18 protein-coding genes are annotated in these 26424 nt (G+C 68.3%); 6 read left to right on the top strand and 12 right to left on the bottom strand.

The genetic code is table 11. The features are described from left to right. Positions 1 to 8: 8 nt before the first annotated feature. From TSH64_RS30975 to TSH64_RS30965, 3 genes are all read right to left on the bottom strand, one after another. Positions 9 to 4814 (bottom strand): alpha-2-macroglobulin, encoded by a 4806-nt coding sequence (locus TSH64_RS30975; RefSeq protein ID WP_247873241.1) that lies wholly within the window; start codon positions 4812 to 4814, stop codon positions 9 to 11. A gap of 187 nt (positions 4815 to 5001) precedes the next feature. Further along, a complete protein-coding gene (locus tag TSH64_RS30970; protein ID WP_247873240.1) occupies positions 5002 to 6594 on the bottom strand; it encodes an ATP-binding protein in 1593 nt (530 codons plus the stop codon). A 230-nt stretch (positions 6595 to 6824) separates the two neighbouring features. Then, positions 6825 to 7988 carry an aminotransferase gene (locus TSH64_RS30965; protein ID WP_109450950.1) on the bottom strand — a complete coding sequence of 388 codons (1164 nt, stop codon included), beginning with the start codon at positions 7986 to 7988 and terminating at the stop codon, positions 6825 to 6827. A gap of 193 nt (positions 7989 to 8181) precedes the next feature. Between TSH64_RS30965 and TSH64_RS30960 the strand changes: the two genes are divergently transcribed. Continuing rightward, the gene (locus tag TSH64_RS30960; RefSeq protein ID WP_109450949.1) at positions 8182 to 9213 is read left to right on the top strand and encodes a purine nucleoside permease; all 1032 of its coding nucleotides are present in this window, start codon (positions 8182 to 8184) and stop codon (positions 9211 to 9213) included. 59 nt (positions 9214 to 9272) lie between these two features. Here TSH64_RS30960 and TSH64_RS30955 read toward each other — a convergent pair whose 3' ends face one another. The 4 genes from TSH64_RS30955 to TSH64_RS30940 form a co-directional block, all read right to left on the bottom strand. Continuing rightward, the gene (locus TSH64_RS30955) at positions 9273 to 9569 is read right to left on the bottom strand and encodes a hypothetical protein (RefSeq protein WP_109450947.1); all 297 of its coding nucleotides are present in this window, start codon (positions 9567 to 9569) and stop codon (positions 9273 to 9275) included. Between the two features lie 143 nt (positions 9570 to 9712). Further along, positions 9713 to 10192 carry a hypothetical protein gene (locus TSH64_RS30950; protein ID WP_109450946.1) on the bottom strand — a complete coding sequence of 160 codons (480 nt, stop codon included), beginning with the start codon at positions 10190 to 10192 and terminating at the stop codon, positions 9713 to 9715. A gap of 117 nt (positions 10193 to 10309) precedes the next feature. Further along, entirely contained in the window at positions 10310 to 12085 is a 1776-nt protein-coding gene (locus TSH64_RS30945) for an SLC13 family permease (RefSeq protein WP_109450944.1), read from the bottom strand. Between the two features lie 70 nt (positions 12086 to 12155). Continuing rightward, a complete protein-coding gene (locus TSH64_RS30940; RefSeq protein ID WP_109450942.1) occupies positions 12156 to 14180 on the bottom strand; it encodes an AsmA family protein in 2025 nt (674 codons plus the stop codon). A gap of 221 nt (positions 14181 to 14401) precedes the next feature. Here TSH64_RS30940 and TSH64_RS30935 point away from each other — a divergent pair, with 221 nt between their 5' ends. The 3 genes from TSH64_RS30935 to TSH64_RS30925 are packed head-to-tail and all read left to right on the top strand — an operon-like array spanning position 14402 to position 17245. Continuing rightward, positions 14402 to 15505, top strand: a complete 1104-nt coding sequence (locus tag TSH64_RS30935) for a hypothetical protein (RefSeq protein ID WP_109450940.1) — start codon at positions 14402 to 14404, stop codon at positions 15503 to 15505. A 2-nt stretch (positions 15506 to 15507) separates the two neighbouring features. Further along, on the top strand, positions 15508 to 16821 hold the full coding sequence (locus TSH64_RS30930) for a hypothetical protein (protein ID WP_109450938.1): 1314 nt from the start codon (positions 15508 to 15510) through the stop codon (positions 16819 to 16821). Positions 16822 to 16870: 49 nt separating this feature from the next. Continuing rightward, a complete protein-coding gene (locus TSH64_RS30925) occupies positions 16871 to 17245 on the top strand; it encodes a hypothetical protein (protein WP_109450935.1) in 375 nt (124 codons plus the stop codon). Positions 17246 to 17254: 9 nt separating this feature from the next. Here the strand turns inward: TSH64_RS30925 and TSH64_RS30920 are convergent, their stop codons facing one another. Next, a complete protein-coding gene (locus tag TSH64_RS30920) occupies positions 17255 to 18157 on the bottom strand; it encodes a DMT family transporter (protein ID WP_109450933.1) in 903 nt (300 codons plus the stop codon). Between the two features lie 629 nt (positions 18158 to 18786). Between TSH64_RS30920 and TSH64_RS30915 the strand changes: the two genes are divergently transcribed. Next, on the top strand, positions 18787 to 20403 hold the full coding sequence (locus tag TSH64_RS30915) for a CHASE3 domain-containing protein (protein WP_348770334.1): 1617 nt from the start codon (positions 18787 to 18789) through the stop codon (positions 20401 to 20403). Between the two features lie 80 nt (positions 20404 to 20483). Here the strand turns inward: TSH64_RS30915 and TSH64_RS30910 are convergent, their stop codons facing one another. Then, positions 20484 to 20951, bottom strand: coding sequence for an Lrp/AsnC family transcriptional regulator (locus TSH64_RS30910; RefSeq protein WP_109453195.1), 468 nt, complete (start codon positions 20949 to 20951; stop codon positions 20484 to 20486). Between the two features lie 135 nt (positions 20952 to 21086). On the opposite strand from TSH64_RS30910, the gene TSH64_RS30905 reads away from it, so the two are divergent. Continuing rightward, on the top strand, positions 21087 to 22127 hold the full coding sequence (locus TSH64_RS30905) for a zinc-dependent alcohol dehydrogenase family protein (RefSeq protein ID WP_109450929.1): 1041 nt from the start codon (positions 21087 to 21089) through the stop codon (positions 22125 to 22127). A 45-nt stretch (positions 22128 to 22172) separates the two neighbouring features. Here TSH64_RS30905 and TSH64_RS30900 read toward each other — a convergent pair whose 3' ends face one another. The 3 genes from TSH64_RS30900 to TSH64_RS30890 form a co-directional block, all read right to left on the bottom strand. Next, positions 22173 to 23375, bottom strand: coding sequence for a CaiB/BaiF CoA-transferase family protein (locus TSH64_RS30900; RefSeq protein ID WP_109450927.1), 1203 nt, complete (start codon positions 23373 to 23375; stop codon positions 22173 to 22175). An 88-nt stretch (positions 23376 to 23463) separates the two neighbouring features. Then, a complete protein-coding gene (gabT, locus tag TSH64_RS30895; protein WP_109450925.1) occupies positions 23464 to 24753 on the bottom strand; it encodes a 4-aminobutyrate--2-oxoglutarate transaminase in 1290 nt (429 codons plus the stop codon). A gap of 23 nt (positions 24754 to 24776) precedes the next feature. Next, positions 24777 to 26237, bottom strand: coding sequence for an NAD-dependent succinate-semialdehyde dehydrogenase (locus tag TSH64_RS30890; RefSeq protein WP_199237842.1), 1461 nt, complete (start codon positions 26235 to 26237; stop codon positions 24777 to 24779). Positions 26238 to 26424 lie beyond the last annotated feature (187 nt).

Here is a 26424-nt window from a genome sequence, read left to right as displayed (position 1 = left end):
TGCCTGCTTTACTCCGGCAGCACGCGCAGCCGGGAGGCGGCGGTGCGGGCGGACAGGTGGGGACGCTGGAGATCCTGCACCTGGGCGCCGGGGGCCGCGAAGTCGCCGGGGGTGACGGCGCGGACCAGATAGACCAGCCGGAAGCGGGGGGCCGCCTTCGGCAGGTCGACGGCGGCCAGGAAGCGGTCCTCGCGGAACTCGACATTGCGGGCCGACGACAGCTCGCCCAGCCAGGACAGCTTGCCGAGCTGGCCGCTGTTGGCGAGCCGGACATTCTCGATCTCGAAGCCGGCCGGCAGCGGATCGCTGACCAGCACCGAATGGTCGAGCGGGTCGCCGACCTCGCCCTCCAGGATCACCACCAGCAGGTCGTTGTGGCGGATGCCGGCCGGATCGACCGGACGGCCGGCCATGTCGAACAGGCGGCGGCGGATGGTCATCCCCTGCTCCTCAGCACCGGCCGGCTGGTCGGGCACGCCCGTCACCGACAGGATCTGCCTGACCTCGCCGCCCAGATTGCGGATGGCGGGCGGGGCGGCGGGATCGACGGCCAGGATCTGCGGCTTGGCGTTCTCCACCGTCTGCTCGCCGATGGCGAGCTTCATCGGAGCCGCCCGGTCGATCAGCGCCTTGGACGCCAGCAGCAGCCAGGCCTGCTCCTGCAGGTTGGTGGTGCGGACGGCGGCGAAGGTCTTCGCCACACGCTCGGCGGCCTGGAAGATGCGGTCGCGCTCCACGGCACCGCTCTCCGCCATCAGGAAGACGACACCGGCCTCGTCGCGCAGGGAGGAGCCGTGGTCGCGCAGGCTGGATGTGACCATGCGGGCGCCGGACAGCTTGGAAAAGGCTTCGGCAGCACCCGGCTGGTCGCCGAGCACGGCGGCCGCCGCGGCGATCTGCGCCCGGGCGAAGTCGGTCGGCAGCCGGTCCCAATAGTTCTCGCGGAAGTACCGCACCGCACCGGCGTCGATCATCTTGGCGCGTGCCAGCACATGGAGTGCATAGGCGCGGCCCGGCAGGTCGGCGGTCTCGACCCAGGCGTTGTCGATGGCCTGCTTCAGCCAGTCCAGACCCTTGCGGTAGGGCTGGTCGGGAATGCGGTAGCCCGCCGCCTTGGCCCGGCCCAGCACATCCACCGCATAGGCGGTCAGCCAGGGATCGAGATCGCCCTTCGGCGACCAGGGGGCGAAGGCTCCGTCGATGCGCTGGAAGGTCAGCAGCCGGTCGACGCTGCGCTGGACACGCGCCTTGATGCGGTCCTCCGGCGCGATGCCGAGGCCGGCGGCGACGTCGCTCAGCGACAGCAGCGGCAGGATGCGGCTGGCGGTCTGCTCCGCTCCGCCCGCGGCGGCACGGTCGAGCGCGAAGAGCAGGCCCGGCACGTCCAGGTCCGGCAGCGGCGCGATCTCCGCACCGACCGCGACGGTTTCCGGCCGCAGGCCGGCGGCGATGTCGGCGGGAACGGTCAGGCCCTTGTCGGTCGGCAGGGCGGCAACGTTGCGGCGCGACACCGGCGGCGTGGCCGGACGCACCGTCACATCCCAACGGCGGGTGACGCGCACGCCGTCGGGACCGGTGACGTCCAGCGTGACATGGCCGGCCCCGACGGCGGTGGCGGTCAGCACACGGCCGGCGGTCGCCCGCTTGCCGCGCGCCAGCTTCGGCACGGCCAGCTCGTTGCCCGATTCGCCGGCCGCCTCACCGCTGGACTCCGTCCGGACGATGGAGACGGCGCCCTCGGCGGTCAGGGTCATGCGGTAGTCGCCGGACGGGCCGTTCAGGTTGTCGAGCGACAGCAGGACCTGCGCCGTATCGCCGGGGGCGAGGAAGCGCGGCAGCACCGCGTCGGCAACCACCGGGTCGCGCACCAGCATCTGGCTTTCGGCCTGGCCGATCCGCCCCTCGCTCCAGGCCACCGCCATCAGGCGCAGGCGCCCCTGGAAATCGGGCAGATCGAGGGGAACCGAAAGCTTGCCGCCGGCGCCGACGGTCAGGATGCCGGAATAGAGCGAGACCACCCGTTCCGACTTGGGCGGAACCATCCCGGAGATCTGGCGCAGGCGCGGCGTCGGCTGCACCGGCGGCCGGGCGGCGTCCAGGCTGGCCGGATCGATCAGGCGGCCGTAGGAATCGCGCAGCTCCACGGTCAGCGGGCGCTTGCGCAGGTAATGGCGGGCCGGATCGGGCGAGGGCTGGTCGGTCAGCTGCATCACCGATTCGTCGACGGCGGCCAGCGTGACGAAGGCCTGCTTGCCCTCGGCGACGCCCTCCACCGCGATGTCGGCGGTCATGGCGCGGCGCGGCTCCGTCTCCGCCGGGGCGGAGAGGCGGACGTCCAGCGTGCGCGGGGCCTTGTCCATCGCCAGCCAGGCGAGGCCGACGGCGCGGCGCGGCGGCTTCTTCGACTGCGGGTCGGAGGTGGCGAAGGCGGTCGCCAGCACATGGGCACCGCTGGTCCAGCCCTGCCCGACCGGGATTTCCAGGAAGGCGCCCTGCGGACCGATGGCGCGGGTGACGGCATAGCTGACGCCGCGGTCGGCCACCGCCACCAGCACCTGGCTGTCATAGGGCGGCTTGACGAAGACCCAGGCGCTTTCGCCGGAGCGGTAGGCCGGCATCATCACCGAGACGTCGACCGCGTCCGGGCGGTCGCCGGCGGTCGGGGTCATCCACCAGCCGGCGGCGAAGCGGAAGCTGCTGGCGACGCCGGTCTTGGGATCGAACACCTCCAGCCGGTAGCGGCCGGCGGCGACCGGGGTCTCCACCGAGGCCGGGGCGGCGGCCTGGGCCGACAGCGACCCGCCGGTCACCCGCTGGTCCTTCACCGTGACCTTGTAGTCCCAGCGGCCGTTGGCCTCGTACCACGCATAATCGTACTCCTCCTCGAACAGCTCGTAGGAGAGGTCGGCGCGGTCGGTCGGCTTGCCGTCGGGGCCGACGGCGATCACGTCGAAGCCGGCGGTGGCCCCCTCCGGCACGCCGTCGCCTTCGAAGCGCGGCTTGATACCGACGGCGAAGGGCTGGTGGCGCACCGGCAGCACGAAATCGCGGCCGACCGGGCGGCCGCCGATGTCGAACAGGGTGGCGCGCACCACCGCCTCCAGCGGGCGGGTGCTGTCGGGCGGACGCGGCAGCTTGACCTTCAGGCGGGCGGAACCGTTGGAATCGGTGATGAAGCCCGGCAGGTCGGCGCGGGCCGGCTTCACCTCTTCCTGAACCAGGCCGAAATGATAGCCCGGCAGGCTGGGATAGGGGTTGGCGGCGGCGCGCAGCGTCACCGTCAGCTCGCCCGGCAGGCCGGAAGCCGGCGCGCCGTACAGATAATGGCTGTCGAGCGCGATGTCGGCCTCGCCGTCGGAGGCCAGCTCCGTCGTCGGGGAGGCGAGCGCCACGTCCAGCCGCGGCGGCACGAAATCCTCCAGCAGGAACTCCACGCGGCCGATGGCCGGCCCATCCGGCTCGGCATGGGCGGTGACGACCCAGTTGCCGGGATAGGCGTTCATCGGCAGGTCGATGCGGGTGGCATAGCCGCCGGCCCCGCTGTCGGCCAGGCTGCGCCGCTCCACCTCCAGCCCGTCGGGGCGCAGAACGCGGATGGTCAGCTGCTTGCCGGCCGGCGGCGGGTTGAGGTCGGCATCGCGCAGCAGGGCGGTCAGCTGCACCGTCTCGCCCGGCCGGTAGATGCCGCGCTCGGTGTATAGATAGGTGTCGAGTCCGCCGGCGGCCGGCCGGACGACGCCGACCGGCTTGTCCTGGGCCTCGGCCGGCGGGGCGCCGCCGGCGGTCAGGTCGAGAACGGCGAAGTCGCCGTCGCCGCGCGCGGCGAACAGCGCCTGGACCGGCTCGGCCCCGGCGGCGCGCAAGGCGGCGAGGTCGAAGCGGCCGAGCCCGTCCTCGCCGGTCTGGAGGCGTCCCAGCTCGGTGCCGTTGCGGGCGACCAGACGCAGCTCCACCCCGGCGGCGGGTGCGGCGGTCTGGACGGAGCGGGAGAACACCACCAGCGAATCGTCGCCGAGGATGGTGTTGAGGCCGAGGTCGGAGACGACGAACCATTGGGTCGCCTTGCGGTCCCAGCCGCCCGGCTTGATCTCGTCGGCACCGGCGATGGCGACATAGACGCCGGGGTCGAGCTTGCCCAGCACGGCATCGATCGGGAAGGCGGTGGTGACGGTGCGGTTCGGCTGGTTGCCGATGCCCATCTCGCCGCGCCAGACCTCCTGGCCCGACTTGTCCAGGATCTCGCCGATGTCGTAGTCGGTCATCTGCTGGGTGATGCGGCCGAAATAGATCTTCTCGACCAGCGCCCGGTCGGCGATGCGCAGGACCTGCAGCTTCGCCCGGTCCAGATTGATCGAGCGCAGCGGCAGCCCTTCAGCGCCGACACGCGGCAGGATGTAGCCGGCGCCGCGGAAGGCCAGCGACGGCTTGCGGTTGGGCACCTGCACCTCGCGGGTGTCGGCGGCCGGCAGGCGCTTGCCGTCGGCGCCGGGCAGCCCGTCCTTCAGCGTGACGCGGTAGCTGTCGCCGTGGCGCAGCCCCTCGACGCAGAGCGTGCGGTCGCGGGCGATGGCGGCACCGTCGACCGCCGGCTCCACCGTGACATAGTCGCGGTAGTTGACGGCGCGCGACCGCTCCAGCCGGTCGGTGAAGGTGAAGCAGGCCTGTGGCGTATCGCGCTCCGCCACCACCTCGACGCTGGATACGCCGAAGGGCACCGGCTCGGCCGGCGGGTCGGCGGCGAAGGTCTGGGATACGGTGAGCGTGCCGGAGCACGCGGCAAGAACGGCACAGACACGCGCCAGCGCACGCAACATTATAGACAGGCCCCAATTCCGCGGGTGGATCCGAAGGCACGCGGCCGGGGGCAGCCCTGGCGTCGGCTCGGACCTGGATAAAACCGGCGCGGAGTATGCCCAAGCGGCAGGGGTTTCGCCATGGCTTTGCGGCGCCGTCCCGAAGATCGCCTTGATCGCATGCCGGAAATGAGTGCAGGCGCGAGGGTCAGGCGGCGAATTCCAGCGTGACCTGGCTGCCCTGCCCCGGCCGGCTGTCGATGCGCAGGCTGCCGCCATGTGCCTCGATCAGCGACTTGACGATGGGCAGCCCCAGGCCGGTGCCGCGGCCGGGCTGGGTGGTGAGGGCGGAGGTCTGGCCGAAGGGGATGGAGGCCTGCCGCAGCTCCTCCGCCGTCATGCCGATGCCGTTGTCGGTGACGCGGACGACGCAGCGGCCATTCACCCCGCGCGCGACGCTGACCAGCACCCGCCCGTTCTCGGGCGTGAATTTCAGGGCATTGCCCAGCAGGTTCAGCAGCATCTGCTTCAGCGCCCGCTCGTCCGCGCGCACCAGCGTGGGCAACAGCGGGCGGTTGATCTCCAACCGGATCGACTTCTGCTCCGCCTGGGGGGTGACGATGCGGAGCGCCCATTCGGCGGCGGCGACCGGGTCGACATCCTCCATCAGCAGGGCGAATTTGCCGGCCTGCAGGCGCGACAGGTCGAGGATGTCGTCGATCAGGGTCAGCAGATGCTGGCCGGACGCATGGATGTCCTTGGCATAATCGGCATAGCGCTCCCCGGCATCCGGCCCGAACATCTGGTCCTTGATGATCTCGGAAAAGCCGAGGATGGCGTTCAGCGGCGTGCGCAGCTCGTGGCTGACGCGGGCCAGGAAGTCGCGGTTGACCGCCAGCGCCGCCGCCAGCCGTTCGGCGTTGCGCTGCTGGACCAGCAGGAAGGCGGCGACCAGCAGGATGGAGACGCTGAGCAGCGCCGCGATGATCCGCATCTGCCCGCGGAAGCCGGCGACAGCGGCGTCGATGTCCTTCACCGCGATGCCGACGACGAGAATCAGCGGATAGCCCTCGACCGGCCGGTAGGCGTAGGCGCGGCGGATGCCGTCGGCGATGCTGTCCTGCCAGAAAACCCCGCTCAATGACTGCTGCAATGCCACCCACAAATTGGAGCCGGAGCCGTCGAGCCCGACGGAATCCTTTCCGTCCTTGGAGCCGCGGGCGCGGATGACCCGGTCGAGCCCGACCAGCGTGACCACCCCGTTGCGGCCGACATCGGCCTGCCGGTAGAAGCCCGAGAGATGATCGGGATCGACATTGGCGACCGCCACGCCGGCGAACTCCCCCGCCGCATCCTCCAACCGCCGGGAAAAGCGCAAGAGCGGCCGCCCGGTCGCCGACCCGTTGAAGGGCAGGCCGATCTTCATCAGCGACCGCCCCTCCCCCTGGTGATAGGCGATCAGGCCGCTGCCCTCCAGCCCTTCGGTCGGCCCCGTCCCCTCGCTGCGGAAAAGCTGGGCGCCATCGGGACCGAAGACGCTGAAATGATGGATCAGGCCGGCGTCGTAGAGCCCGTCGTCGATGATTCGGCGGGCGCGGGGCAAGCCGCCCTCGGCATAGCGTTCGGCGAAGGAGCGCAGCGTGGTGTCGACGTCGTGCATGGTGCGGCTGGTGCTGCTCTCATAGGCGCGTGCCGTCGTCTGGGCATTGACGATGGCCTCCCGTATCTGGCCGTCCAGCATGGAGGACGCCATCAGGGCATAGCCGGCCCACACCCCGGCCAGCGCCAGGGCGGTTGCCATCAGGATGCCGTTCCGGATGGACAGCGCCCTGACAAAGGGGAAACGAAAGGTCGGGAGACGTGGCATACCCTGCGCTCCGCCGTTCCACCGCCCCCTGCATCCGGTCCGCAGCGCCGATCTGTAACGTCGGGCGCGATGCGGCGGGGGTGGAGCCGATCATCGCGCCAATTTGTTAAGACTTGTCAAATATCCTGACTGTTTGTCCACCTACCAATTGTGCCCGCGGATTTCTATTTTGACACGAAACGGTGCCGCAGCCGGTCGATGGCGGTGTCGAGCACTTCGTCCTTCTTTGAGAAGCAGAAGCGCACGACGTTGGTCGGCGCGTTTTCCACGAAGAAGGCGCTGACGGGGATGGCGGCGACCTTCGCCTCCGCCACCAGCCAGCGGCAGAAGGCCTGGTCGTCGCCGTCGAAGCCGAAACGCGAGATGTCGGCGGCGACGAAATAGGTGCCGGCGCTGGGCAACACCTCGAACCCTACCGAGGCGAGGCCTGCCGACAGCCGGTCGCGCTTGGCCTGGAGCCCGGCGGCGAGCCCGGTGAAATAGGCCTCCTCCTTGCCCAGCCCGTAGGCGACGGCGGTCTGGAGATTCGGCGGGGTGGTGAAGGTCAGGAATTGGTGCGCCTTGGCGACCGGCTGCAACAGGTGGGGGGCGGCGGTGACGTAGCCGACCTTCCAGCCGGTCAGCGAGAAGGTCTTGCCGGCCGACCCGATCTTCAGGCAGCGGTCGCGCATGCCCGGCAGGCTCATCAGCGGGATGTGGCGGCGACCGTCGAAGACGATGTGCTCATACACCTCGTCGCAGACCGCCAGCGCGTCGTGGCGCTGCACGAACTCGGCGATCAGCTCCAGCTCGGCACGGTCGAAGACCTTGGCGGCGGGGTTCAGCGGATCGTTGATCAGCACCAGCTTGGTGCGGGGAGAGAAGGCGGCCTCCAGGTCGGCGCGGCTGAAGCTCCAGTCCGGCGCCTTCAGCGAGACGAAGCGCGGCACGCCGCCGGCCAGCCGGACGATGGGCAGGTAGCTGTCGTACATCGGCTGGAACAGCACCACCTCGTCGCCCGGATTGATCAGGCCGAGCAGGCAGGCGGTCAGCGCCTCGGTCGCGCCGGACGTGACCATCGTCTCGGTCTTCCAGTCGACGTCGAGCCCGTAGAAGCGGCCGGCGTGGGCGGCCAGCGCCTGACGCAGGTCGGGCGTGCCCATCATCGACGGGTACTGGTTCCACCCGGTCAGCAGCGCATCGGCCGCGGCTTGCAGCACGTCGGCCGGCCCGCGGTCGTCGGGGAATCCCTGGCCCAGATTGATCGCGCCATGCTCCTCCGACAGGCGGGACATGACCTCGAAAATGGTGGTGCCATAGCTGGACAGCAGCGCGTTGCCCGACTTCACCGCAAAACCTCCTCATGCGAACGGACGCACAAGATGGCCGCTGCGGGGCAATGCTGTCCAGTGCCCGCTTCCGCAGGGCTGACGGTTGCGGGTTGATCACGGAATCGTTCGGACTCCCACCGAGCGATGGAGACGGCCATGGTATGGCTGTTGCATACTCAGGTAAGTTTCCGTCCCAAGGAGTGAAATTCCGATGTCGTTTTCTTCCCGCTGCCGCGGTGCCGCCCTGTCGGCTTTGGTCCCGGCCCTGGTCCTGTTCGGGCTGGCCGCTTCCGCGCAGGCTGCGGAACCGATCAAGGTCAAGGTGTTCGTCGGCTCGATGTTCGAGATCGGCAAGAACACCGGCGACCGCGCCGGCGAGTTCCAGCACTGGTACGAGCGCTATTGGCAGACGGCCGAGCCGATCACGGTGAAGGGCGCGTTGAACCCGGTCTACTGCAACGCCGACGGCGTCTGCGGATCGGTGCTGGGCATGGGCAAGGTCAGCTCGTCGGCCTCGATGCAGGCGATCCTGCTGAACCCGCAGCTCGACCTGTCGCAAGCCTATTTCATGGTCACCGGCGTGGCCGGCACCCCGCCGTCGCGCGGCACCATCGGCGAAGTGAGCTGGGCGACCTGGGTGGTCGACTATGACCTCGGCCACCGCTGGGCGCCGGAGGAGAACAAGGCGGGCGAGCCGACCTTCATGCCGCGCAAGGGCTACGAGGCGGTGCGGCTGTTCCCGATGAATCCGGCGCTGGTGTCCTGGGCGATGCGCCTGACCGCCGACACGCCGCTGAAGGACAGCGACGCCGCCCGCGCCTACCGCAAGCGTTATCCGCAGGAAGCGGCGCAGCGTGCTCCTTTTGTGGGCACCGGCACCCACATGACGGGCGACACCTTCTTCCACGGCCCCGGCATGTCGGCCCAGGCGCAGTACATCGCCAAGCTCTATGGCGCCGACGACTACGTCATCACCGAGATGGAGGCGGCGGCGATCACGCTGGTCATCAAGCGGCTGCAAGGCTCCGACCGGGTGATGAGCCTGCGCGGCGCGGTCAATTTCGACCAGGGCAACCCGAACGAGACCACGCTTCAGCACCTCGACCCGAAGCCGGGCGAGACCGCCGGCGGCTTCGCCGAGACGGTGGAGAATGTCGAGCTGGTCGGGTCGCGGATGGTCGACCACATCGTCGGCCATTGGGACCAGTGGAAGGACGGCGTTCCGGCCCTGCCCGCTCCCTGACCAGCGGGATCGTCGACACCTGCCGGGAAACCGCCCGGCAGGTGCGCGGATCATTCGCCTTACTTATCGACGCCGTAAATCTTGCGCAGGCGGCGGTTGCGCAGCTTCAGCCGGATGCGTTCGACCGGGCTGAACATGCGGGGGTAGCGGCGCTTGCCCCGCACGAACAGGCGGCGGGCGTCGGCGGAGTTGCGCAGCACCAGCACGCCGCCGAGCAGCATCACCGGCAGGCCGCCGGGACCGGGCAGGGGGGCGATCAGCAGGCCGAGCAGGATGATCGTGCATCCGGCGCCGATCAGGGCCAGCTGTCGCACGCGCGCGAAAGACAGCGTCTGGGCGGTATCGGGAGGACTCATCTGCGGTTCGACAGGCTCCAAGCTTTGCGGTCGTCCGCATATGGGCCTGGGGGAGCGGCTCGAAAAGGCCCCCCTCCCCTTTGCAGGTGTGGGAGCGCGTCTTCTCCCGCCCCGGAAAGGGGCTGAACTCAATGCCCCGATTTTCAATGCAGCGTGCGCATCGGCTCCACCGTCGCGGCGCGCAGGCGGGCCGGGTCCAGGCGGCTGAGGGCGGCGTCGCGTTCGGCGGGCTTGGGCTCCCAGCCGAATTCGCGGATCAGCTGGTCGCGGGCGGCGACGGCGCGGCGGGACAGGTGGGCGCAGCCGTCCGGCGAGGCACTCCGGCTCGGCGGCGGGCAACGGCGGTCGGCGCAGCTTTCCAGCATCAGGCGGATCATCCGCTCGCGCTTGGCGGCGTCGACATAGCCCATCTGGTCGAAATAGAGCTTGGTGAAGGCCAGTTCGGTGACGCGGGCCTGGGCCTTGCGGTCGCCGACGATCACCGCCGCCACCATCTCCACGCAACGGCCGGCGAAATGCGGCAGCGGTGCTGTGCCGTCGTCGGCACGGTCGAGCAGGCGGCTCGGCAGATCGACCAGCCGGCCGGTCACGTCCTTCACCAGATAGCGGCGCCACACCGACATTCCCGCCTCCCGTCAGGCTTCAGCCCCCGACGGGAAGCCTACACCAGACGGAGGGAACACGGAACCTGTCATGAACACACGATCCCGTGAACGGACGTGTTCCGGCGCGCCTGCCCCTCAGCGCGGCACCAGCGGCCAGAAGATCGCGATGGCCGTCGTGCCGAACACCACCACCATGATCGACAGCGGCAGGCCGAGCCGCCAGTAATCGCCGAAGCGGTAGCCGCCGGGGCCCATCACCAGCGTGTTGCACTGGTGGCCGATGGGGGTGAGGAAATCGCAGCCCGCCCCGATCGCCACCGCCATCAGGAAGGCGTCCGGCCGCAGCCCGAGATGGGTGGCGAGGCTGGCGCCGATGGGCGCCATCACCAGCACCGTCGCGGCGTTGTTCAGGAAGGGCGTCACCGCCATCGCCGCCACCATGATCATCGCCAGCGCCCCCACCGGCGGCAGGCCCTGCGACAGGTCCGACAGGAAACCGGCGATCAGCTCGGTGCCGCCGGTGGTGCGCAGCGTCTCGCTGACCGGGATCAGGGAGCCCAGAAGCACCAGGATCGGCCATTCGATGGCCTCGTAGGCATCGCGCAGGCTGACCACCTTCAGGGCGGTCATCGCCACCGCCGCCCCGAAGAAGGCGATGGCGACCGGCACCAGCCCGGTGGCGACCAGCGTGACGGTCAGCCCCAGCACCGCCACCGCCACGGCGCGCTTCGGCGTGCGGCCGATGGCGAGGTTGCGCTCGGCCAGCGGCAGGCAGCCCAGCTCGGCCAGCGTGTCGGAGACGGCGGCCTGCCGGCATTGCAGCACCACCAGATCGCCCGATTGCAGGCGGATGCGGCGCAGCCGCTGACGGATCGGCCGGCCGCGCCGGCTGAGCGCCACCAGGTTGGCGCCGAACCGCTCGCGCAGGTTCACCTCCTCGATGCTGTGGCCGATCATGGCGGAGCGCTGCTCCACCACCGCCTCGACCACGGCGACGTCGTCCTCGTCCTCCACCCCCTCCTGGCCCTTGTCGTGCATCATCCGGAGGCCGGCGCGCTTGACCAGATCGCCCAGCGCCGTGGTGTCGCCCTCCAGCACCAGGATGTCGTCGGCGAACAGCACCCAATGGCCCGACGGGACATAGCGGCGGTAATTCTCGCGCACGATGGCGGCGACGGTCACCTCGCTCTCGCCGAAGGACTCCAGCTCCTCCACCGTGCGGCCGACGAACTGCGATCCGGCGGGCAGCAGCGCCTCCGCCGTGTAGTCGTCGATGTTGAAGGCCGGGCCGGCCCCCGCCGCCCGCCCCTTCGGCAGCAGCCGGTAGCCGACCGTCAGGAAGGCGACGCCGACCACCGCGATCACCAGCCCCACGGGCGTGAAATCGAACATGTGGAAGGGCTCGCCCGTCATCTCCGCCCGCACCCGCGACACGATGATGTTGGGCGAGGTGCCGACCAGCGTCATCAACCCGCCCAGCAGCGAGCCGAAGGCCATCGGCATCAGCAGCAGCGACACCGGCGTGCCGCTCCGCCGCGCGACCTGCAGGGCGATGGGCATGAAGATGGCCAGCGCGCCGATGTTCTTGACGATGGCCGACAGCAGCGTCACCGCCCCGGCCAGGACCGCCACCTGGGTCCAGACGCCGGTCATCCGCGCGGTCAGCGGGCGCATCGCCGCCTCCACCACGCCGGAGCGGCCGACGGCGGCGCTGACCACCAGGGCCGAGCCGACGATGATGACGATGTCGTCGGAAAAGCCCTGGAACGCCTCCTTCGCCGGCACGATCCCGGCGGCGACCGAGGCCAGCAGGGCGATCATCCCGACAAGGTCGTAGCGCAGCCGGTCCCAGATCAGCAGCGCGATCACCGCGCCGATGATCCCGAACGATAACATCTGGTCGATGGTCATTGGGAAAGGCAGCGTCCTTATCCTGTGATCCGATGCCGGATCGGACAGGGGAACGCGGATCTGCGTCCGGTCAGCGCGCCGAACCCGACGCCTTTCCGTCCCCGCGGCCATTGCCCGACTTGCCGGATGCCGCTGCCCCCTTGTCGGGGGACCGGGCATCCTGCACCAGCCGGCCGCACTGTGGCTGTTCCTCACTGCCCGGGTCAAGGAAGGGCAGCACGCCGGCCAGCGGGGTCAGCAGCACGCCCAACGCCACCGCCGCAGCCCCCCGCGCCGCCGACTCGGTGGGATCGACGCCGATGTCCGGGTTGCCCAGCGTGCCGCCGACCAGCACCGGGACATGGGTGGCGAAGACCTGCGGCGACTTCGAATCGCCGACGATGCGCAGGTCCAGCGCCTCGTTGCGCAGGCTGATCTGCCCCTTGCCGGTGACCAGCGTTTCCGGCGTGTCGAGCACCAGCGCCTCGACCTGGGCGACGCCGTTCCGCACCGACATGTTGCCGACCAGGCAGTTGAAGGGCATCGGCTTCGACCCGGAAATGACCACGCCCAGCGTTTCCAGGATGTTGGTCTTCAGCCCCTTGACCGCGAGGCTGGTGACGCGGCCGCCGTCCACCGCAACGCCGATCTTGCCGTCGGAGCTGCCCAGCAGGTCGGCCACCGTCTTGCCGGAGCCGGCAAGCTGGATGCGCCCGGCCACCGTGCCGCCGATCTGGCCTGCAAGCGAGGTCTCGCTGAAGAAGCTGGACAGCTTCATCGCGCGGATGTCCAGGTTGGTGCGCATCGCCGGCACCTTGCGGCTGCCGTCCACCTGGACCGTGCCGGCGATCCGCCCGCCGCCGATGCCCAGCGACAGCGGATCGAAATGCAAATCGCCGTTGGCCAGCCTGACCCGCATGTCCAGATCCTGGAGCGGGGCGAAGGGCGCCTCCACCCGCTTGCCGCGCAGCCGGACATCCATGTCGGTGTTGCGCAGCATCTCCACATTCACCGGGGTGGCGGGGATGACGCGGCCGTTGCCGCGGGTCGGGTAGTCGTCGCTGCCGCGCGGCGAGGCGCCGATCAGGCCGGCCATATCCAGGGCCGCCAGCCGGTTGGAGGTGAGGTCGGCCTTCACCATCGGCCGCTCCCCGTTGGTGTCGACCGACAGGTCGCCGGACAAATCGCTTTCGCCGACCTTGCCGTTCATGCCGTGGAAGGCCCACAGGCCGCCTTCGCGCGACAAATGGCCGGAAATGGAATAGGGCCGGGTCTTCGGCGTCGGAATGCCGAGGATCGGGAAGATCTCCGCCAGATCGTTGCCGCTGAGCGCCACCGACAGGTCGACGCCCTCCAGCTTCACCGGCTCCGCCACCGATCCTTCGATGCGGCCCTTGGTCTTGCCGACGGCGGCGTCGATCTTCAGCGGATAGGGCTTGGGATCGTCGCGCAGGGTGAGCAGCGAGCCGCCCTCCACCGCCAGGGTGAAGGGCTTGCCGGCGAAGTTGCCCTTGCCGTTCAGCTGCACGGTGTCGCTGTCGTTGTCGCCGGTGGCGGTGTTGATGGTGTTGTCGATGTCGATGTCGCTGGTGGGGTCGCGGTAGCGAATCCTGCCGTCGGCGATCAGCAGCCGCCCGATCACCGGAATGTCGCCGCGCTTGTCGGGGGTCACGGCCTCCTTCGCCACCTCCTTCTCCGCGTTGGGCGGGCCGAAGTTCCAGTTCGCCTCGCCCTTGCCGTTCTTCTCCAGGATCAGCTTCGGCCCCTCGACCTTCAGCTCCGGCAGTTCCCAGTTGCCGCGCAGCAGTGGCCACGGGCGCAGCGAGGCGTCCAGCGCCCTGATCTCCGCCATCGTCCTGTCCTGCGCCCACTCGGCATTGGCGACGCGCAGCCCTTCCAGATGGATGCGGATCGGGTTGCCGAGATGCACCCGCAGGTCGCCGTCGATGGCGACCTCGCGGTTCAGCGCCGCCGAGGCGCGGCGGGCGACAAAGCCGCGGGCGTCGTTCCAGTCGAACAGCAGCACCGCCGCGCCGACCCCGACGACGACCAGACCGACGAGGCCCAGCAGGCCGTAGCCGATCCATTTGAACACCGATCCCGCACCCGCTTTCATCCCCCTGCCCTCCGCGCACCGTCCCTTCTCCTGACAACGGACGAGGGGGCGGAACAGCGAAGGCCGGAGGCGGGGGGTACCGCAAGAGATCCGTTCCGTCAGTCCGAAAGTCATATATTCCATTGGCGCTTGTATTGGATTTAACGCAAAATTCAGTATCGCAGTGCCGTAATCGACGACGCCCCACACACCCCACCCCGCAGCCAGGGCCGCAGGACAAGATGCGTTCTCTGACCAATTTCGCCCCGTCCACCTTCGAGGAGCGCGGTGCCGCCGTGGCCTTCACCACGCCTGTGCTGGCGCAGACCCGCGTGCGCAAGGACAGCCGCGACCAGCTGGAGGTTCTGGTGCCCAACCTTTCCGAGGGGCGCGGCGTCTATGTGGTTCCCTGGAAGTCGCTGCCGCTGGCCTTCCCGATGACCGTGCATGACCGGATGCTGCACGATCTGATCGCCAAGGCCGAGGGCTGCTCGCCCGACGACATCCGCAAGGCGGTGCTGGAGGCGGCGCGCTGCGGGCTGGCCGGCGGCGGAGCCGTGGCGGCGGCCGAAGCGGCGCTGAGCGACGACGAGGACCAGCGGCTTCTCATCAACTACCAGCTGATCGTCGAGGCGTTGAAGGCGGTCGGGCTGGAATCGACGGAGATCCTGAAGGTCGGCCTGACCTCCGCCGCAGGGCAGAAGCTGACGCGCGACCTGATGATGAAGGCGGCGCAGCGCCTGGCCCTGGAACCGAAGGAACTCTACGGCCGCATCGCCGAGCTGGCGCTGATGATGGAGGCCATCGGGCTCGCCAGTTCGCCCAAGCCGGCGCGGCTGCGGCGGCTGATGCGCGATCTCCAGGGTTTCCGCGACAGCATGACCGACTGGGCGACCGACAACGTGTCGGAAGCGGCCCCCATCGGCGGCTTCTGCGCCGAGGTGGCGGAGCATACGGTCAACCACGCCCGCAACGTCATCGGCCAGTTCGATCAGGCGATGGCGTCGTTCGAGGTTCTGCTGCGCCAGTGGGAGACCAAGCGCCCGCAGATCCGCAAGGCGTCGAGCCGGCTGTCCTGGCTGCTCGACGGCTGGGAATATCTGATCCTGCTGTGGAACGACGCGCTGACCCAGGACCGCTACAGCCAGGACATGGCCGTCCACGACATCTTCCGCGTCATCCCCCTGCTGCCGAAGGACGAGGGCCGCGCCGAGCAGTCCGCGCTGGCGGACAAGCTGATCAACAGCCACAAGCGGTCGGTGCGCGCTTATGTCGACTGGCGCAGCGGCCAGCTCGATGTCGATCTGGTCATGCGGATCGAGACGATCAAAGGGAGAGCGGCCTGACCATGGAGATGAGGGACCTGGTCGCGCTGGGCGACAAGCTTCTGGACATCGACGAGGCCAAGTTCCGCCAGATCGTCGATCTGCTGGAGCAGATGAACGACCATCCCGACATCCAGCGCACCATCGCCGTGATCCGTCCCCGGCTGGTCGAGCTGCGGCTGCACCGCCGGCCGACGCTGAAGCGGCTGTTCTGCGATCCCTTTGAAGACCTGTTTGAGGCGCTGGGCAAGGCCGACCTGGTGCCGCTGAGCGTGATCGAACGGTCGCTGATGAACAGCCTGTGGCCGCTGGTGGAGGCCGAGGTCGGCAAGGAGCGCATGCGCGCCTTCCGCCCCGCCCTACAGAACGGGCCGGATCGCAAGGCGCTGACCGAAGCCTTCTGGGGCGAATGCGCCGCAGCGGTGTCGAAGATCGCCGAGGGGGCGGTGGCCGGGCATTTCAGCGAAGCGCTCGACCTGCGGATGAACCCCAGCCGGACACGGGCGCTCGCGGACATCGCCATCCTCCTGTCCATCGCGCCCGAGATCATGGAGCTGAAGGCGGCGCTGTCGCCCAAGCCGGTGCCGAAGCTCCACGGCGACCATATCGAGGCGATCCAGACCATCGGCCGCCGGCTGTCCCGCGCCAGACCGGCGTCGCTGCGGATCTTCATCCTGCTCGCCGCCTCGCGCCTGACCGATCCGTCGGTGCTGCTCAGCGGGCTGTGGGACATGGATCTGGGGCAGAAGTCGGCCGACCGCGCCACCCTGTTCATGCAGCTGAGCGGCACCGTCGTCGCCCAGATCGAGGACCGCTCGCGCAGCTGGCAGGACAGCCCGGCCAATGACCGCATGGCGGTGGCCGATCTGGCCCTCGACCTCGTTGCCAGCCTGGACGCCACGCGGTCGGCGATGGAGCACAGCCGGAACAAGGAGTTCGACCAGCGGCTGAAACAGGTGCGCAGCTCCGTCCATGCCATGGTGAAGACCCAGGTCCTGCAGGACGCAGACGCTGGCATCGTCGCCGCCATCGGCGCACTCGACAACAGTGCCATCGGCGCCAGCGAGGGACGCGCCCAGCTGGCACAGGCCGAGAACCACGCCCGTGCGCTGCGCAAATGCGCGACCATCGCCGATACGCTGGGGCTGCGCGGCGAGCTGCGGGAGATGACGCAGAAGACCACCGCCTCGCTGACGGAAAAGGCGCAGCAGGCGCTGGCCGGACCGGCCGGAAGCACCCGCACCGGCTACACCGCCATCCGCATGATCGAACTGATTGCCGGACCGGCCGAAGCGAATAAGATCATGGACGAGATCATGAGCGGTGGCCGGCGGTGAGCGTGCTGTGTTGAGTGGGCCGGCGCCTTGCGGTGCGGAGGATGGGGCGATGGGATCGGGATACACCGGGTGGGAACTGCCGGCGGACGAACGCGGGCGCCTGCTGGCCCTGGTTCCGCCCCGCTATGAAAGGCTGGTCGGCGACCATGTGACGCTGAGCTTCGGCGTCGGCCCGCAGGAGCCGCTGCCCGCCGCCACCGAGGCCGACGTGATCGGCTATGCCGACGACGGCGAGGGGGTGCAGGCTCTGGTCGTCGCCGTCGACGGCGCCAGCGACCGGCCGGACGGCTCGACCTACCACATCACCTGGTCGCTGGCGGACGGGCGGCGCCCGGTGGAATCCAACGACGTCATCCGCGACTATGGCTGGCGTCCGGTGGACCCGGTGACGGTCAGGCTGGTGCCGCGCTATTTCGCGCTGTAAGCCGGAACCTTACGGCACTTCCGTCACCCCCTCTGCCGCGACGCCTCGTTTCACGCGCTGTTCGCGGTAGACGATGAACAGGCCGCTGCCGATGATCAGCGCCGCCCCCACCCCCATGCGTGCCGTGGGAGCCGTGCCCCAGACGGCGAGGTCGAGGATCACCGCCCACAGGATCGACACATACTGGAACGGCACCACCACCGCGGCGGGGCTGAGCTGCAGCGAGCGGTTCATCATGGCGTGGCCGGCCAGCGCGGTGACGCCCAGCAGCCCCAGCAGGATGAAGCCGAGCCAGCCCGGCGCCTCCCAGGTCCAGGGCAGCGTCACCCCGCCGATCAGCAGGCCGCCGACCATCTGGTTGGCGACCAGCGTCAGGCTGGAGGCGGAGCGCAGGACGCGGGTGGAGATCACGCCGCTTGAGAAGATGAAGGCGCCGATCAGCGCCACCAGCGACGGCCACAGGTCGAAACGGCCGGTCGGGTTCAGCACGATGACGACGCCGATGAAGCCGACCAGCACCGCCACCCAGCGGCGCCAGCCGACGCTTTCCCGCAGGACCAGCACCGACAGCGCGGTGACGATCAGCGGCGCCGACATGTAGATGGTCATCACGTCGGCCAGCGGCAGATAACCGACCGCCCAGTAGAAGCAGGCGACATCCACCGTCATCAGAGCCACACGCAGGATGTGCAGCGGCAGCCGGTCGACCGCGAAGACCGCGGCGATGCCCTCGCGCCGGATCATCGGCGCCAGCACCGCCAGCCCGAACAGGCTGCGCACCGCCAGCAGCATGGCGACCGGATGGTCGGCCACCAGCCATTTGCCGAGCGCGTCGTTCAGCGTGAAGAGCGTCATCCCGCCCAGCATCATCAGGATGCCGGCACGGGTGTCGGTCGCGGGGGCCGCGGTCATGGAAGGGGTCCGGGAGTTGGTTGACGGCAGGGTCCGCGGGAGCAGGCCGGAGACCTGCGCGGGCAGCGATATTGCTGGAATGGCGGACGAACGCAACCCCCGCCCGGCGGACAGGAGCGATGCCGAATGGGCACTGGCGCGTGCCGGCCGGCGCCGATGCGCCCGGGGCAAGACGAGGCACCGTCTTTCACCGCGTCCGGAGCCAGACCGCGGAGATCGCTTCATGACCACGCCAAGTTTTCGCCGCTGCGGAACAAAACCTCCGTTCTGAGAAATCATCTTCTGAAACCATAAAATATTTAATTGCGGGGCTAAGCGCTTTCTTGCCAATTCTAGAAAAATGAACCGACATTCATTCGGATGTAGCAGACATTGACAAAATAAATCAGTGTAAATCCGAATATAAGTTTTTAACATTTCATTAATTTTTTTCTCCAGAATACTTTGTGGGATCTTCCAATAAAAATACTAGACCCAGTTTTTTCTTCTATGCCTGCCATCATAAGATGCAAACCCTCAACGCACTCCGGGCGTATGGATTGGGAGAGAACGAGACAATGTTCAGCCTTGCAAACCTGTCGATTGCCAAGAAAATTTCCGGCGCATTTGCATCTATGGTTGCAATCGCCTTGGCCGTCGCCTTTTCCAGCTATTCGAAGCTTTCGTTCATCGAGACATCGAGCGGTTGGACGACCCACACCTATGAGGTGCTCGAAGAGGTCAACAGGATCCTGGAATCGGTGGTGAACCAGGAAACCGGTGTCCGTGGTTATCTGATCGCCGGCGACGACAAGTTCCTGGAGCCGTACCGCGAGGGCCAGCGCCACTATGCGGAATCCCTTGCCAAAGCGAAGCAGCTGACGGCGGACAACCCGACGCAGCAGATCCGCTTCGCCGATGTCGACCGCTTCTATCGGACGTGGCTGGCCACGGTCGCCGAGGAAGAGATCGAACTGATGGCCAAGCCTGAAACCCGCGAGCAGGCGCGCGCGCTGGAAGCCTCCGGCGCCGGGAAATCAGCGATCGATGGGCTGCGCGGCAAAATCGCGGAGATCGACAAGATGGAGCGCGATCTGCTCGGCAAGCGCGCGGCCGATCAGGCCATTGCCTTCTCGACCTCCTACACCGTCAACCTCGTCGGCGGCGGAGCCATGATCATCCTCGCAATCGCGGCCGGCATCCTGCTGTCGCGCGGCATCGCCACTCCGATCCGCGGCATGACTGCCGTCATGGGGCGGCTTGCGGCCGGCGACAACGGCGTGCAGATCGAAGGGCAGGAGCGTCGCGACGAGATCGGCGCCATGGCGAAGGCCGTCGAGGTGTTCAAGCGCAACGCCATCGAGAACGCCCGCCTGGAAGCCGAGCAGGAGCAATCGAAGGCGAAGGCGGAGGCCGACCGCAAGGCGTCGATGGCGGCGCTGGCCCGGAGTTTCGAGGCCAGCGTCAAGGGGGTGGTGGAAAGCGTCGCCACGGCATCGGGCAACATGCAGTCGGTCGCCACGACGATGGTCGGTACGGCCGAGCAGACCAGCCATCAGGCCAGCGCCTCGGCCGCCGCCGCCGAACAGACCTCCGCCAACGTCCAGACCGTCGCCGCCGCCACCGAGGAGATGTCGGCATCGCTGCTTGAAATCTCCAAGCAGGTCAGCACGTCGTCGCAGATCTCCGCCCAGGCGGTCAAGGATGCGGAGCGGACCAACGACACCGTCGCCGGTCTGGCGAACGCCGCGCAGAAGATCGGCGAAGTGGTGAATCTGATCCAGAGCATCGCCGGCCAGACCAATCTGCTGGCGCTGAACGCCACCATCGAGGCGGCACGGGCGGGCGACGCCGGCAAGGGGTTCGCCGTGGTCGCCTCGGAGGTGAAGAACCTCGCCACCCAGACCGCCCGCGCCACCGACGAGATCGCAGCACAGATCGCCACGATGCAGGCGGTGACCAGCGAAGCCGTCGATGCCATCAAGGGGATCGGCGCAACGATCACGCAGATGAGCGGGATCGCCACCGCGATCGCCTCGGCGGTCGAGGAGCAGAACGCGGCGACCGGGGAAATCTCGCGCAACGTGACCCAGGCGGCTTCCGGCACCATGGAGGTCTCCACCAACGTCATCGAGGTGCAGAAAGCCGCCAGCCTCAGCGGCAGCATGGCGGGCCAGGTGCTGGACGCCGCCGGAGAGCTGTCGCGCGAAGCCAGGACGCTCAGTTCCGCGGTCGACGAGTTCCTCCGGGGTGTCCGCGCGGCCTGATGCCGCGTCCCTTCACGAAAGCGCCGCCCCGGCATCGTACAGGATCGGAGATTGCGCAAAGGCATGGCGCGATCTCCGCCCTACCCGATGACAGGCAGCCTGTTCGTCGCCTTCATTTCCCGCAGCGACAGGTTCGAGCGGATGCTGGCCACCCCCGGCAGCTTTCGCAGAACCCGGTCGACGAACCCGCTGTAATCGTCGAGATCGCGCGCGACGACCACCAGCAGGAAATCCGCCTCTCCGGTGGTGTTGTGGCAACTCAGCACCGAGGGGCAGCCCTGGATGATCGCCTCGAAAGCCGCGGTCACATCCTCCCCATGCTGGGTGCAGACGATCTGCACGAAGGCCATGACGCCGAAGCCGAGCTTGCGGCGGTCGAGAATCGCCTGATAGCCCTTGATCACCCCGCTTTCCTCCAGGCGCTTCTGCCGCCGCCAGCAGGACGCCTCGCTGAGCGCCAGCTGTTCGGAAAGCCTGGCATTGGACAGCCGGCCATCCTGTTGCAGCCGGTCGACAATCGCGGCATCCATTTTGTCCAGCGCGTCCATGCTGAAGGACTCCTTCGCAATCAAGCCATCAGAAGAAAGAGTCTTTCATATCTCCGGTCCGACCTCTCTTCAATTGAAAGCCAATTTCAGCAGGCCCGGCGTAGACTGCGGGGAGCGTCCAGATGGAGTCCCCCGATGAAAGCCGTGGTCTACGAGGCATTTTCCGCCCCGCCGCACATCATGACCGTGCCCGATCCGACGCCGGAGCCGCATGGCGTCGTCGTCAAAGTGATGGCGACCGGCGTCTGCCGCAGCGACTGGCACGGCTGGGTCGGCCACGACACCGACATCCAGCTTCCCAATGTCCCCGGCCACGAGCTGGCCGGCATCGTCGAGGCGGTCGGCAGGGACGTGACGAAATGGAAGGTCGGGGACCGGGTGACGGTCCCGTTCGTCGGCGGCTGCGGCGCCTGTCCCGAATGTCACTCCGGCAACCATCAGGTTTGCGACCGGCAGTTCCAGCCCGGCTTCACCCATTGGGGATCCTTCGCCCAGTATGTCGGCCTGCATCAGGCGGACATCAATCTGGTGGAACTGCCGGAGAGCATGGACTTCACCACGGCTGCCAGCCTGGGCTGCCGCTTCGTCACCTCGTTCCGCGCCGTCATCGACCAGGGCAAGGCGTCAGCCGGCCAATGGGTCGCCGTCCATGGCTGCGGCGGCGTCGGCCTGTCGGCGATCATGATCGCCAATGCGGTGGGCGCCAACGTCGTCGCCGTCGACATTTCGGAGGAAAAGCTCGCCCTGGCCCGCGCGCTCGGCGCCGTCGCCACGGTGAACGCGTCGGAGGTCGCGGAAGTCGCCGAAGCGGTGATCGAGACCACCCGCGGCGGCGCCCATGTCTCGCTCGACGCGTTGGGCCATCCGACCACCTGCTTCAACTCGATCGCCAACCTGCGCAAGCGGGGCAAGCATGTGCAGGTCGGGCTGATGCTGGCCGAGAACAGCACGCCGGCCATTCCGATGAGCCGCGTCATCGCCAACGAGCTGGAAATCCTCGGCAGCCACGGCATGCAGGCCCACCGCTACGATGCGATGCTGGAGATGATGCGGTCCGGCAAGCTGGCGCCGGAAAAGCTGATCGGCCGGACGATCACGCTGGAACAGTCCATCGATGCCCTGATGACGATGGACAGGTTCGAGGGCACCGGCGTCACCGTGGTGACGGAGTTCTGACGACAAAGCCGGAAAGCTCCCGCTTTCCGGCCTCATCTCCGGCTGTCAGATCACGCCCTTCTCGCGCAGGGCGGCGATGTCGGCCTCGCCCAGCCCGAGGGCTTCGGCGAGCACCGTGTCGGTGTGCTGGCCCAGCGTCGGCGGGGCGGTGTCGTGGACCAGCGGGGTGCCGCTGTAGCGGATCGGGCTCGCCACCGTCGGCACGCTGCCCTGGGTCGGGTGCGGCAGATCCTGGTGGATGTTGCGGGCCTTGACCTGCGGATCCTCGAAGACCGCCGCTAGATCGTTGATCGGGCCGCAGGGCACGCCGACCTGCTCCAGCGCGTCCAGCCAGTCGTGGCTGTCGCGGGTACGGATCAACTCCTCCAGCAGGGCCACCAGCTCCTTGCGGTTGGCGACGCGGGCCGGATTGGTGGCGTAGCGCTCGTCCTTGGCCAGATCGGGGCGGCCGGCGACCGTGCAGAACTTGGCGAACTGGCCGTCGTTGCCGACCGCCAGGATGATGTAGCCATCGCGGGTGGCGAAGGCCTGATAGGGCACGATGTTCGGATGGGCGTTGCCGAGCCGCTGCGGCGCCTTGCCGCCGACCAGGCAGTTCATCGCCTGGTTCGCCAGCACCGCCACCTGCACGTCGAGCAGCGCGAGGTCTACCTGCTGGCCCTCGCCGGTGCGGTCGCGGTGGGCCAGCGCGCCCATGATGCCGATGGTGGCGTAGAGTCCGGTGAAGATGTCGGTCACCGCGACGCCGACCTTGACCGGTCCGCCGCCCGGCTCGCCGTCGGGCTGGCCGGTGATGCTCATCAGCCCGCCCATGCCCTGGATCATGAAATCGTAGCCGGCGCGGTTGCGGTACGGCCCGGTCTGGCCGAAGCCGGTGATCGAGCAATAGACCAGCCGCGGGTTGATCGCCTTCAGGCTGTCATAGTCGAGGCCGTATTTGACCAGCCCGCCGACCTTGAAATTCTCGATGACGACATCGGCCTGGGCGGCGAGCTTGCGGACGAGCTCCTGCCCTTCCGGCCGCTCGAAGTCGATGGTGATCGACCGCTTGCCGCGGTTGGTCGAGAGGAAATAGGCCGACTGGTCGCCGGCCCAGGGCGGACCCCAGGCGCGGGTATCGTCGCCGGCACCCGGCCGTTCCACCTTGATCACGTCGGCGCCGAGATCGGCCAGCGTCTGCGCCGACCACGGCCCGGCCAGCACGCGCGACAGCTCCAGCACCCGGATGTGCGACAAGGGTCCGGCCAAGGTGTCTTCCTCCTGAATTATTTCCAGTCCCCACGTCCCTCCCGCTCCTCCACCCCAAGAGGGATAGAGGAGCGGGAGGGGGAGGTTATTACGCCGACACCAGTTCTTCCAGCGACCGCTCGATGATGTCCAGGCCTTCATCGACCAGGGCGTCCGAGGCGGTCAGCGGGACCAGGATGCGGATGACATTGGCGTAGGTGCCGCAGGACAGCAGGATCAGGCCCTTTTCCGCTGCCTTGGCGACCAGCGCCTTGGTCAGGTCGGCGGCCGGCTCCTTGGTCTCGCGGTCGGTCACCAGCTCCATGGCGACCATGGCGCCCAGGTTGCGGACATCGCCGATCACCGACAGGCTGTTGCGCTGGGCCATGGTGCGGAAGCGGCCGGCGATGCGCTCGCCGAGCTGCTCGCTGCGCTCGACCAGCTTCTCTTCCTCGATGACGTTGATGACGGCCAGTGCTGCGGTGGTCGCCAGCGGGCTGCCGGCATAGGTGCCGCCCAGGCCGCCGGGGATCGGGGCATCCATCAGCGCCGCCTTGCCGGTCAGCGCCGACAGCGGGAAGCCGCCGGCCAGGCTCTTCGCCATGGTGACGAGGTCCGGCTCTATCCCGGCATGCTCGAAGGCGAACATCTTGCCGGTGCGGGCGAAGCCGGTCTGGATCTCGTCGACGATCATGACGATGCCGTGCTTGTCGCAGACCGCGCGCAGCGACTGGAGGAAGGACGGGCTGGCGATATTGAAGCCGCCCTCGCCCTGCACCGGCTCGATGATGATCGCGGCGACGCGGGCCGGATCGACGTCGGACTTGAACAGGGTGTCCAGCGCCTTCAGGCTCTCCGCCTCGCTGATGCCGCGGTAGGCGTTGGGGAACGGCACGTGGAAGATCTCGGCCGGGAACGGGCCGAAGCCGACCTTGTAGGGCACGACCTTGCCGGTCAGGCCCATGGTCAGCAGCGTGCGGCCGTGGAAGCCGCCGGAGAAGGCGACCACGCCCGGACGGCCGGTGGCGGCGCGGGCGACCTTGACGGCGTTCTCGACCGCCTCGGCGCCGGTGGTGAAGAAGGCGGTCTTCTTCGGCGTCGGTCCGGGGACCAGCGCGTTCAGCTTCTCCGCCAGCTCGACGAAGCTGTCATAGGGCGTGACCATCGCGCAGGTGTGGGTGAAGCGGTCGAGCTGGGCCTTTACCGCCTCCATCACCTTCGGGTGGCGATGGCCGGTGTTCAGCACGGCGATGCCGCCGGCGAAGTCGATGAAGCGCTTGCCCTCAATGTCCCACATCTCGGCGTTCTCGGCGCGGTCGATGTAGAAGGGCATGCCGGCGGAAATGCCGCGGGAGACGGCGGCCTCGCGACGGGCGACGAAGGACTGGTTGGTGCTCATGGTCTGTTTTCCTTTGACGACAGTCAGGCGCCGAGGCCGACGCAGAGATATTTGACTTCCATGAAATCATCGAGGCCGTACTTGGAGCCTTCGCGGCCGATGCCGGACTCCTTGACGCCGCCGAAGGGGGCCACCTCGGTCGAGATGATGCCCTCGTTGATGCCGACGATGCCGTATTCCAGCTTTTCCGCCACGCGCCAGACGCGGCCGATGTCGCGGCTGTAGAAATAGGCGGCAAGCCCGAACTCGGTGTCGTTCGCCATGCGGATGGCGTCCTCTTCCGTCTCGAACTTGAACAGCGGGGCGACCGGGCCGAAGATCTCCTCGCGGGCGACGCGCATCTCGGTGGTGATGCCGGTCAGGATGGTCGGCTCGAAGAAGGTGCCGCCCAGCGCGTGGCGCTTGCCGCCGAGAGCGACGGTGGCGCCCTTCTCCAGCGCATCGCCCATCAGCTCTTCGACCTTGGCGATGGCGTCGGCGTTGATCAGCGGACCCTGGGTGACGCCCGGCTCGGTGCCGTCGCCGACCTTCAGCGCCTTGACCGCCTCGGCCAGCTTGGCGGCGAAGGCGTCATAGACGCCGGCCTGGACCAGCAGGCGGTTGGCGCAGACGCAGGTCTGGCCGGCGTTGCGGTACTTCGACGCCATGGCGCCCTTGACCGCCTCGTCCAGGTCGGCGTCGTCGAAGACGATGAAGGGGGCGTTGCCGCCCAGCTCCAGCGACACCTTCTTGACCGTGCTGGCGGCTTGGCGCATCAGCAGCTTGCCGACCTCGGTCGAGCCGGTGAAGCTGACCTTGCGGACGATTGGGCTGTGGGTCAGCTCGTTGCCGATGGCGGCCGGCTCGCTGCCCATGACGATGTTGAAGACGCCGGCCGGGAAACCGGCGCGCTCGGCCAGTTCGGCCAGCGCCAGGGCGGACAGCGGGGTGTCCTCGGCCGGCTTGACCACCACGGTGCAGCCGGCGGCCAGCGCCGGAGCCACCTTGCGGGTGATCATGGCATTCGGGAAGTTCCACGGCGTGATCGCCGCGACGACGCCGATGGCCTCCTTCAGCACGACGATGCGCTTGTTGGCGGCGAAGCTCGGGATCACGTCGCCGTAGGCGCGCTTGCCCTCCTCCGCGAACCACTCGATGAAGGACGCGCCATAGACGACCTCGCCCCGCGATTCGGTCAGCGGCTTGCCCTGCTCGGCGGTCATCAGCTGGGCCAGATCCTCCTGCGCCGCCAGGATCAGCTCGTACCAGCGGCGCATGATCGCCGCACGCTCCTTGGCGGTCTTGGCCTTCCAACCCGGCAGGGCGGCGTTGGCGGCGTCGATGGCCTCGCGCGTCTCGGCGGCGCCCATGTCGGACACCTCGGCGATGACGGCGCCGGTGGCGGGGTTGGTGACCGGGAAGCTCTTCCCGGAGTCGGCCGCGCGCCACGCACCGTTCACGTAGCCCTTGGTTCGGAGAAGGCCCTGGTCGTTCAGCGACAGCATGTTCGATCCGCCCTGGATGAAGGATTTATGGAACCGGCCGGCCGCACCCGGCGAAAACTTCCTTGGCAATCAAGGATTTCCTGCGCGGGGGCCTGGACCTTGGAGAGAAGCCTACCATGTTTAATAAATTAAACAACCCCTGTTTAGCTGTTCATATTCTGATGACGGGGTTGCGCGAATGGGCTAT

It is taken from the genome of Azospirillum sp. TSH64 (assembly GCF_003116035.1).
Classification (GTDB): domain Bacteria; phylum Pseudomonadota; class Alphaproteobacteria; order Azospirillales; family Azospirillaceae; genus Azospirillum.
The sequence above is the reverse complement of the archived record's forward strand: the minus strand, read 5'-3'. Positions and strand labels throughout refer to the sequence as shown.

Bases quoted from the DNA above. Each gene is read 5' to 3' on its own strand.
- TSH64_RS30975 (WP_247873241.1), bottom strand. From the start codon at position 4,814: ATGTTGCGTGCGCTGGCGCGTGTCTGTGCCGTTCTTGCCGCGTGCTCC.
- TSH64_RS30970 (WP_247873240.1), bottom strand. From the start codon at position 6,594: ATGGCAACCGCCCTGGCGCTGGCCGGGGTGTGGGCCGGCTATGCCCTG.
- TSH64_RS30960 (WP_109450949.1), top strand. From the start codon at position 8,182: ATGTCGTTTTCTTCCCGCTGCCGCGGTGCCGCCCTGTCGGCTTTGGTC.
- TSH64_RS30955 (WP_109450947.1), bottom strand. From the start codon at position 9,569: ATGAGTCCTCCCGATACCGCCCAGACGCTGTCTTTCGCGCGCGTGCGA.
- TSH64_RS30950 (WP_109450946.1), bottom strand. From the start codon at position 10,192: ATGTCGGTGTGGCGCCGCTATCTGGTGAAGGACGTGACCGGCCGGCTG.
- TSH64_RS30945 (WP_109450944.1), bottom strand. From the start codon at position 12,085: ATGACCATCGACCAGATGTTATCGTTCGGGATCATCGGCGCGGTGATC.
- TSH64_RS30940 (WP_109450942.1), bottom strand. From the start codon at position 14,180: ATGAAAGCGGGTGCGGGATCGGTGTTCAAATGGATCGGCTACGGCCTG.
- TSH64_RS30935 (WP_109450940.1), top strand. From the start codon at position 14,402: ATGCGTTCTCTGACCAATTTCGCCCCGTCCACCTTCGAGGAGCGCGGT.
- TSH64_RS30930 (WP_109450938.1), top strand. From the start codon at position 15,508: ATGGAGATGAGGGACCTGGTCGCGCTGGGCGACAAGCTTCTGGACATC.
- TSH64_RS30925 (WP_109450935.1), top strand. From the start codon at position 16,871: ATGGGATCGGGATACACCGGGTGGGAACTGCCGGCGGACGAACGCGGG.
- TSH64_RS30920 (WP_109450933.1), bottom strand. From the start codon at position 18,157: ATGACCGCGGCCCCCGCGACCGACACCCGTGCCGGCATCCTGATGATG.
- TSH64_RS30910 (WP_109453195.1), bottom strand. From the start codon at position 20,951: ATGGACGCGCTGGACAAAATGGATGCCGCGATTGTCGACCGGCTGCAA.
- TSH64_RS30905 (WP_109450929.1), top strand. From the start codon at position 21,087: ATGAAAGCCGTGGTCTACGAGGCATTTTCCGCCCCGCCGCACATCATG.
- gabT (WP_109450925.1), bottom strand. From the start codon at position 24,753: ATGAGCACCAACCAGTCCTTCGTCGCCCGTCGCGAGGCCGCCGTCTCC.
- TSH64_RS30890 (WP_199237842.1), bottom strand. From the start codon at position 26,237: ATGCTGTCGCTGAACGACCAGGGCCTTCTCCGAACCAAGGGCTACGTG.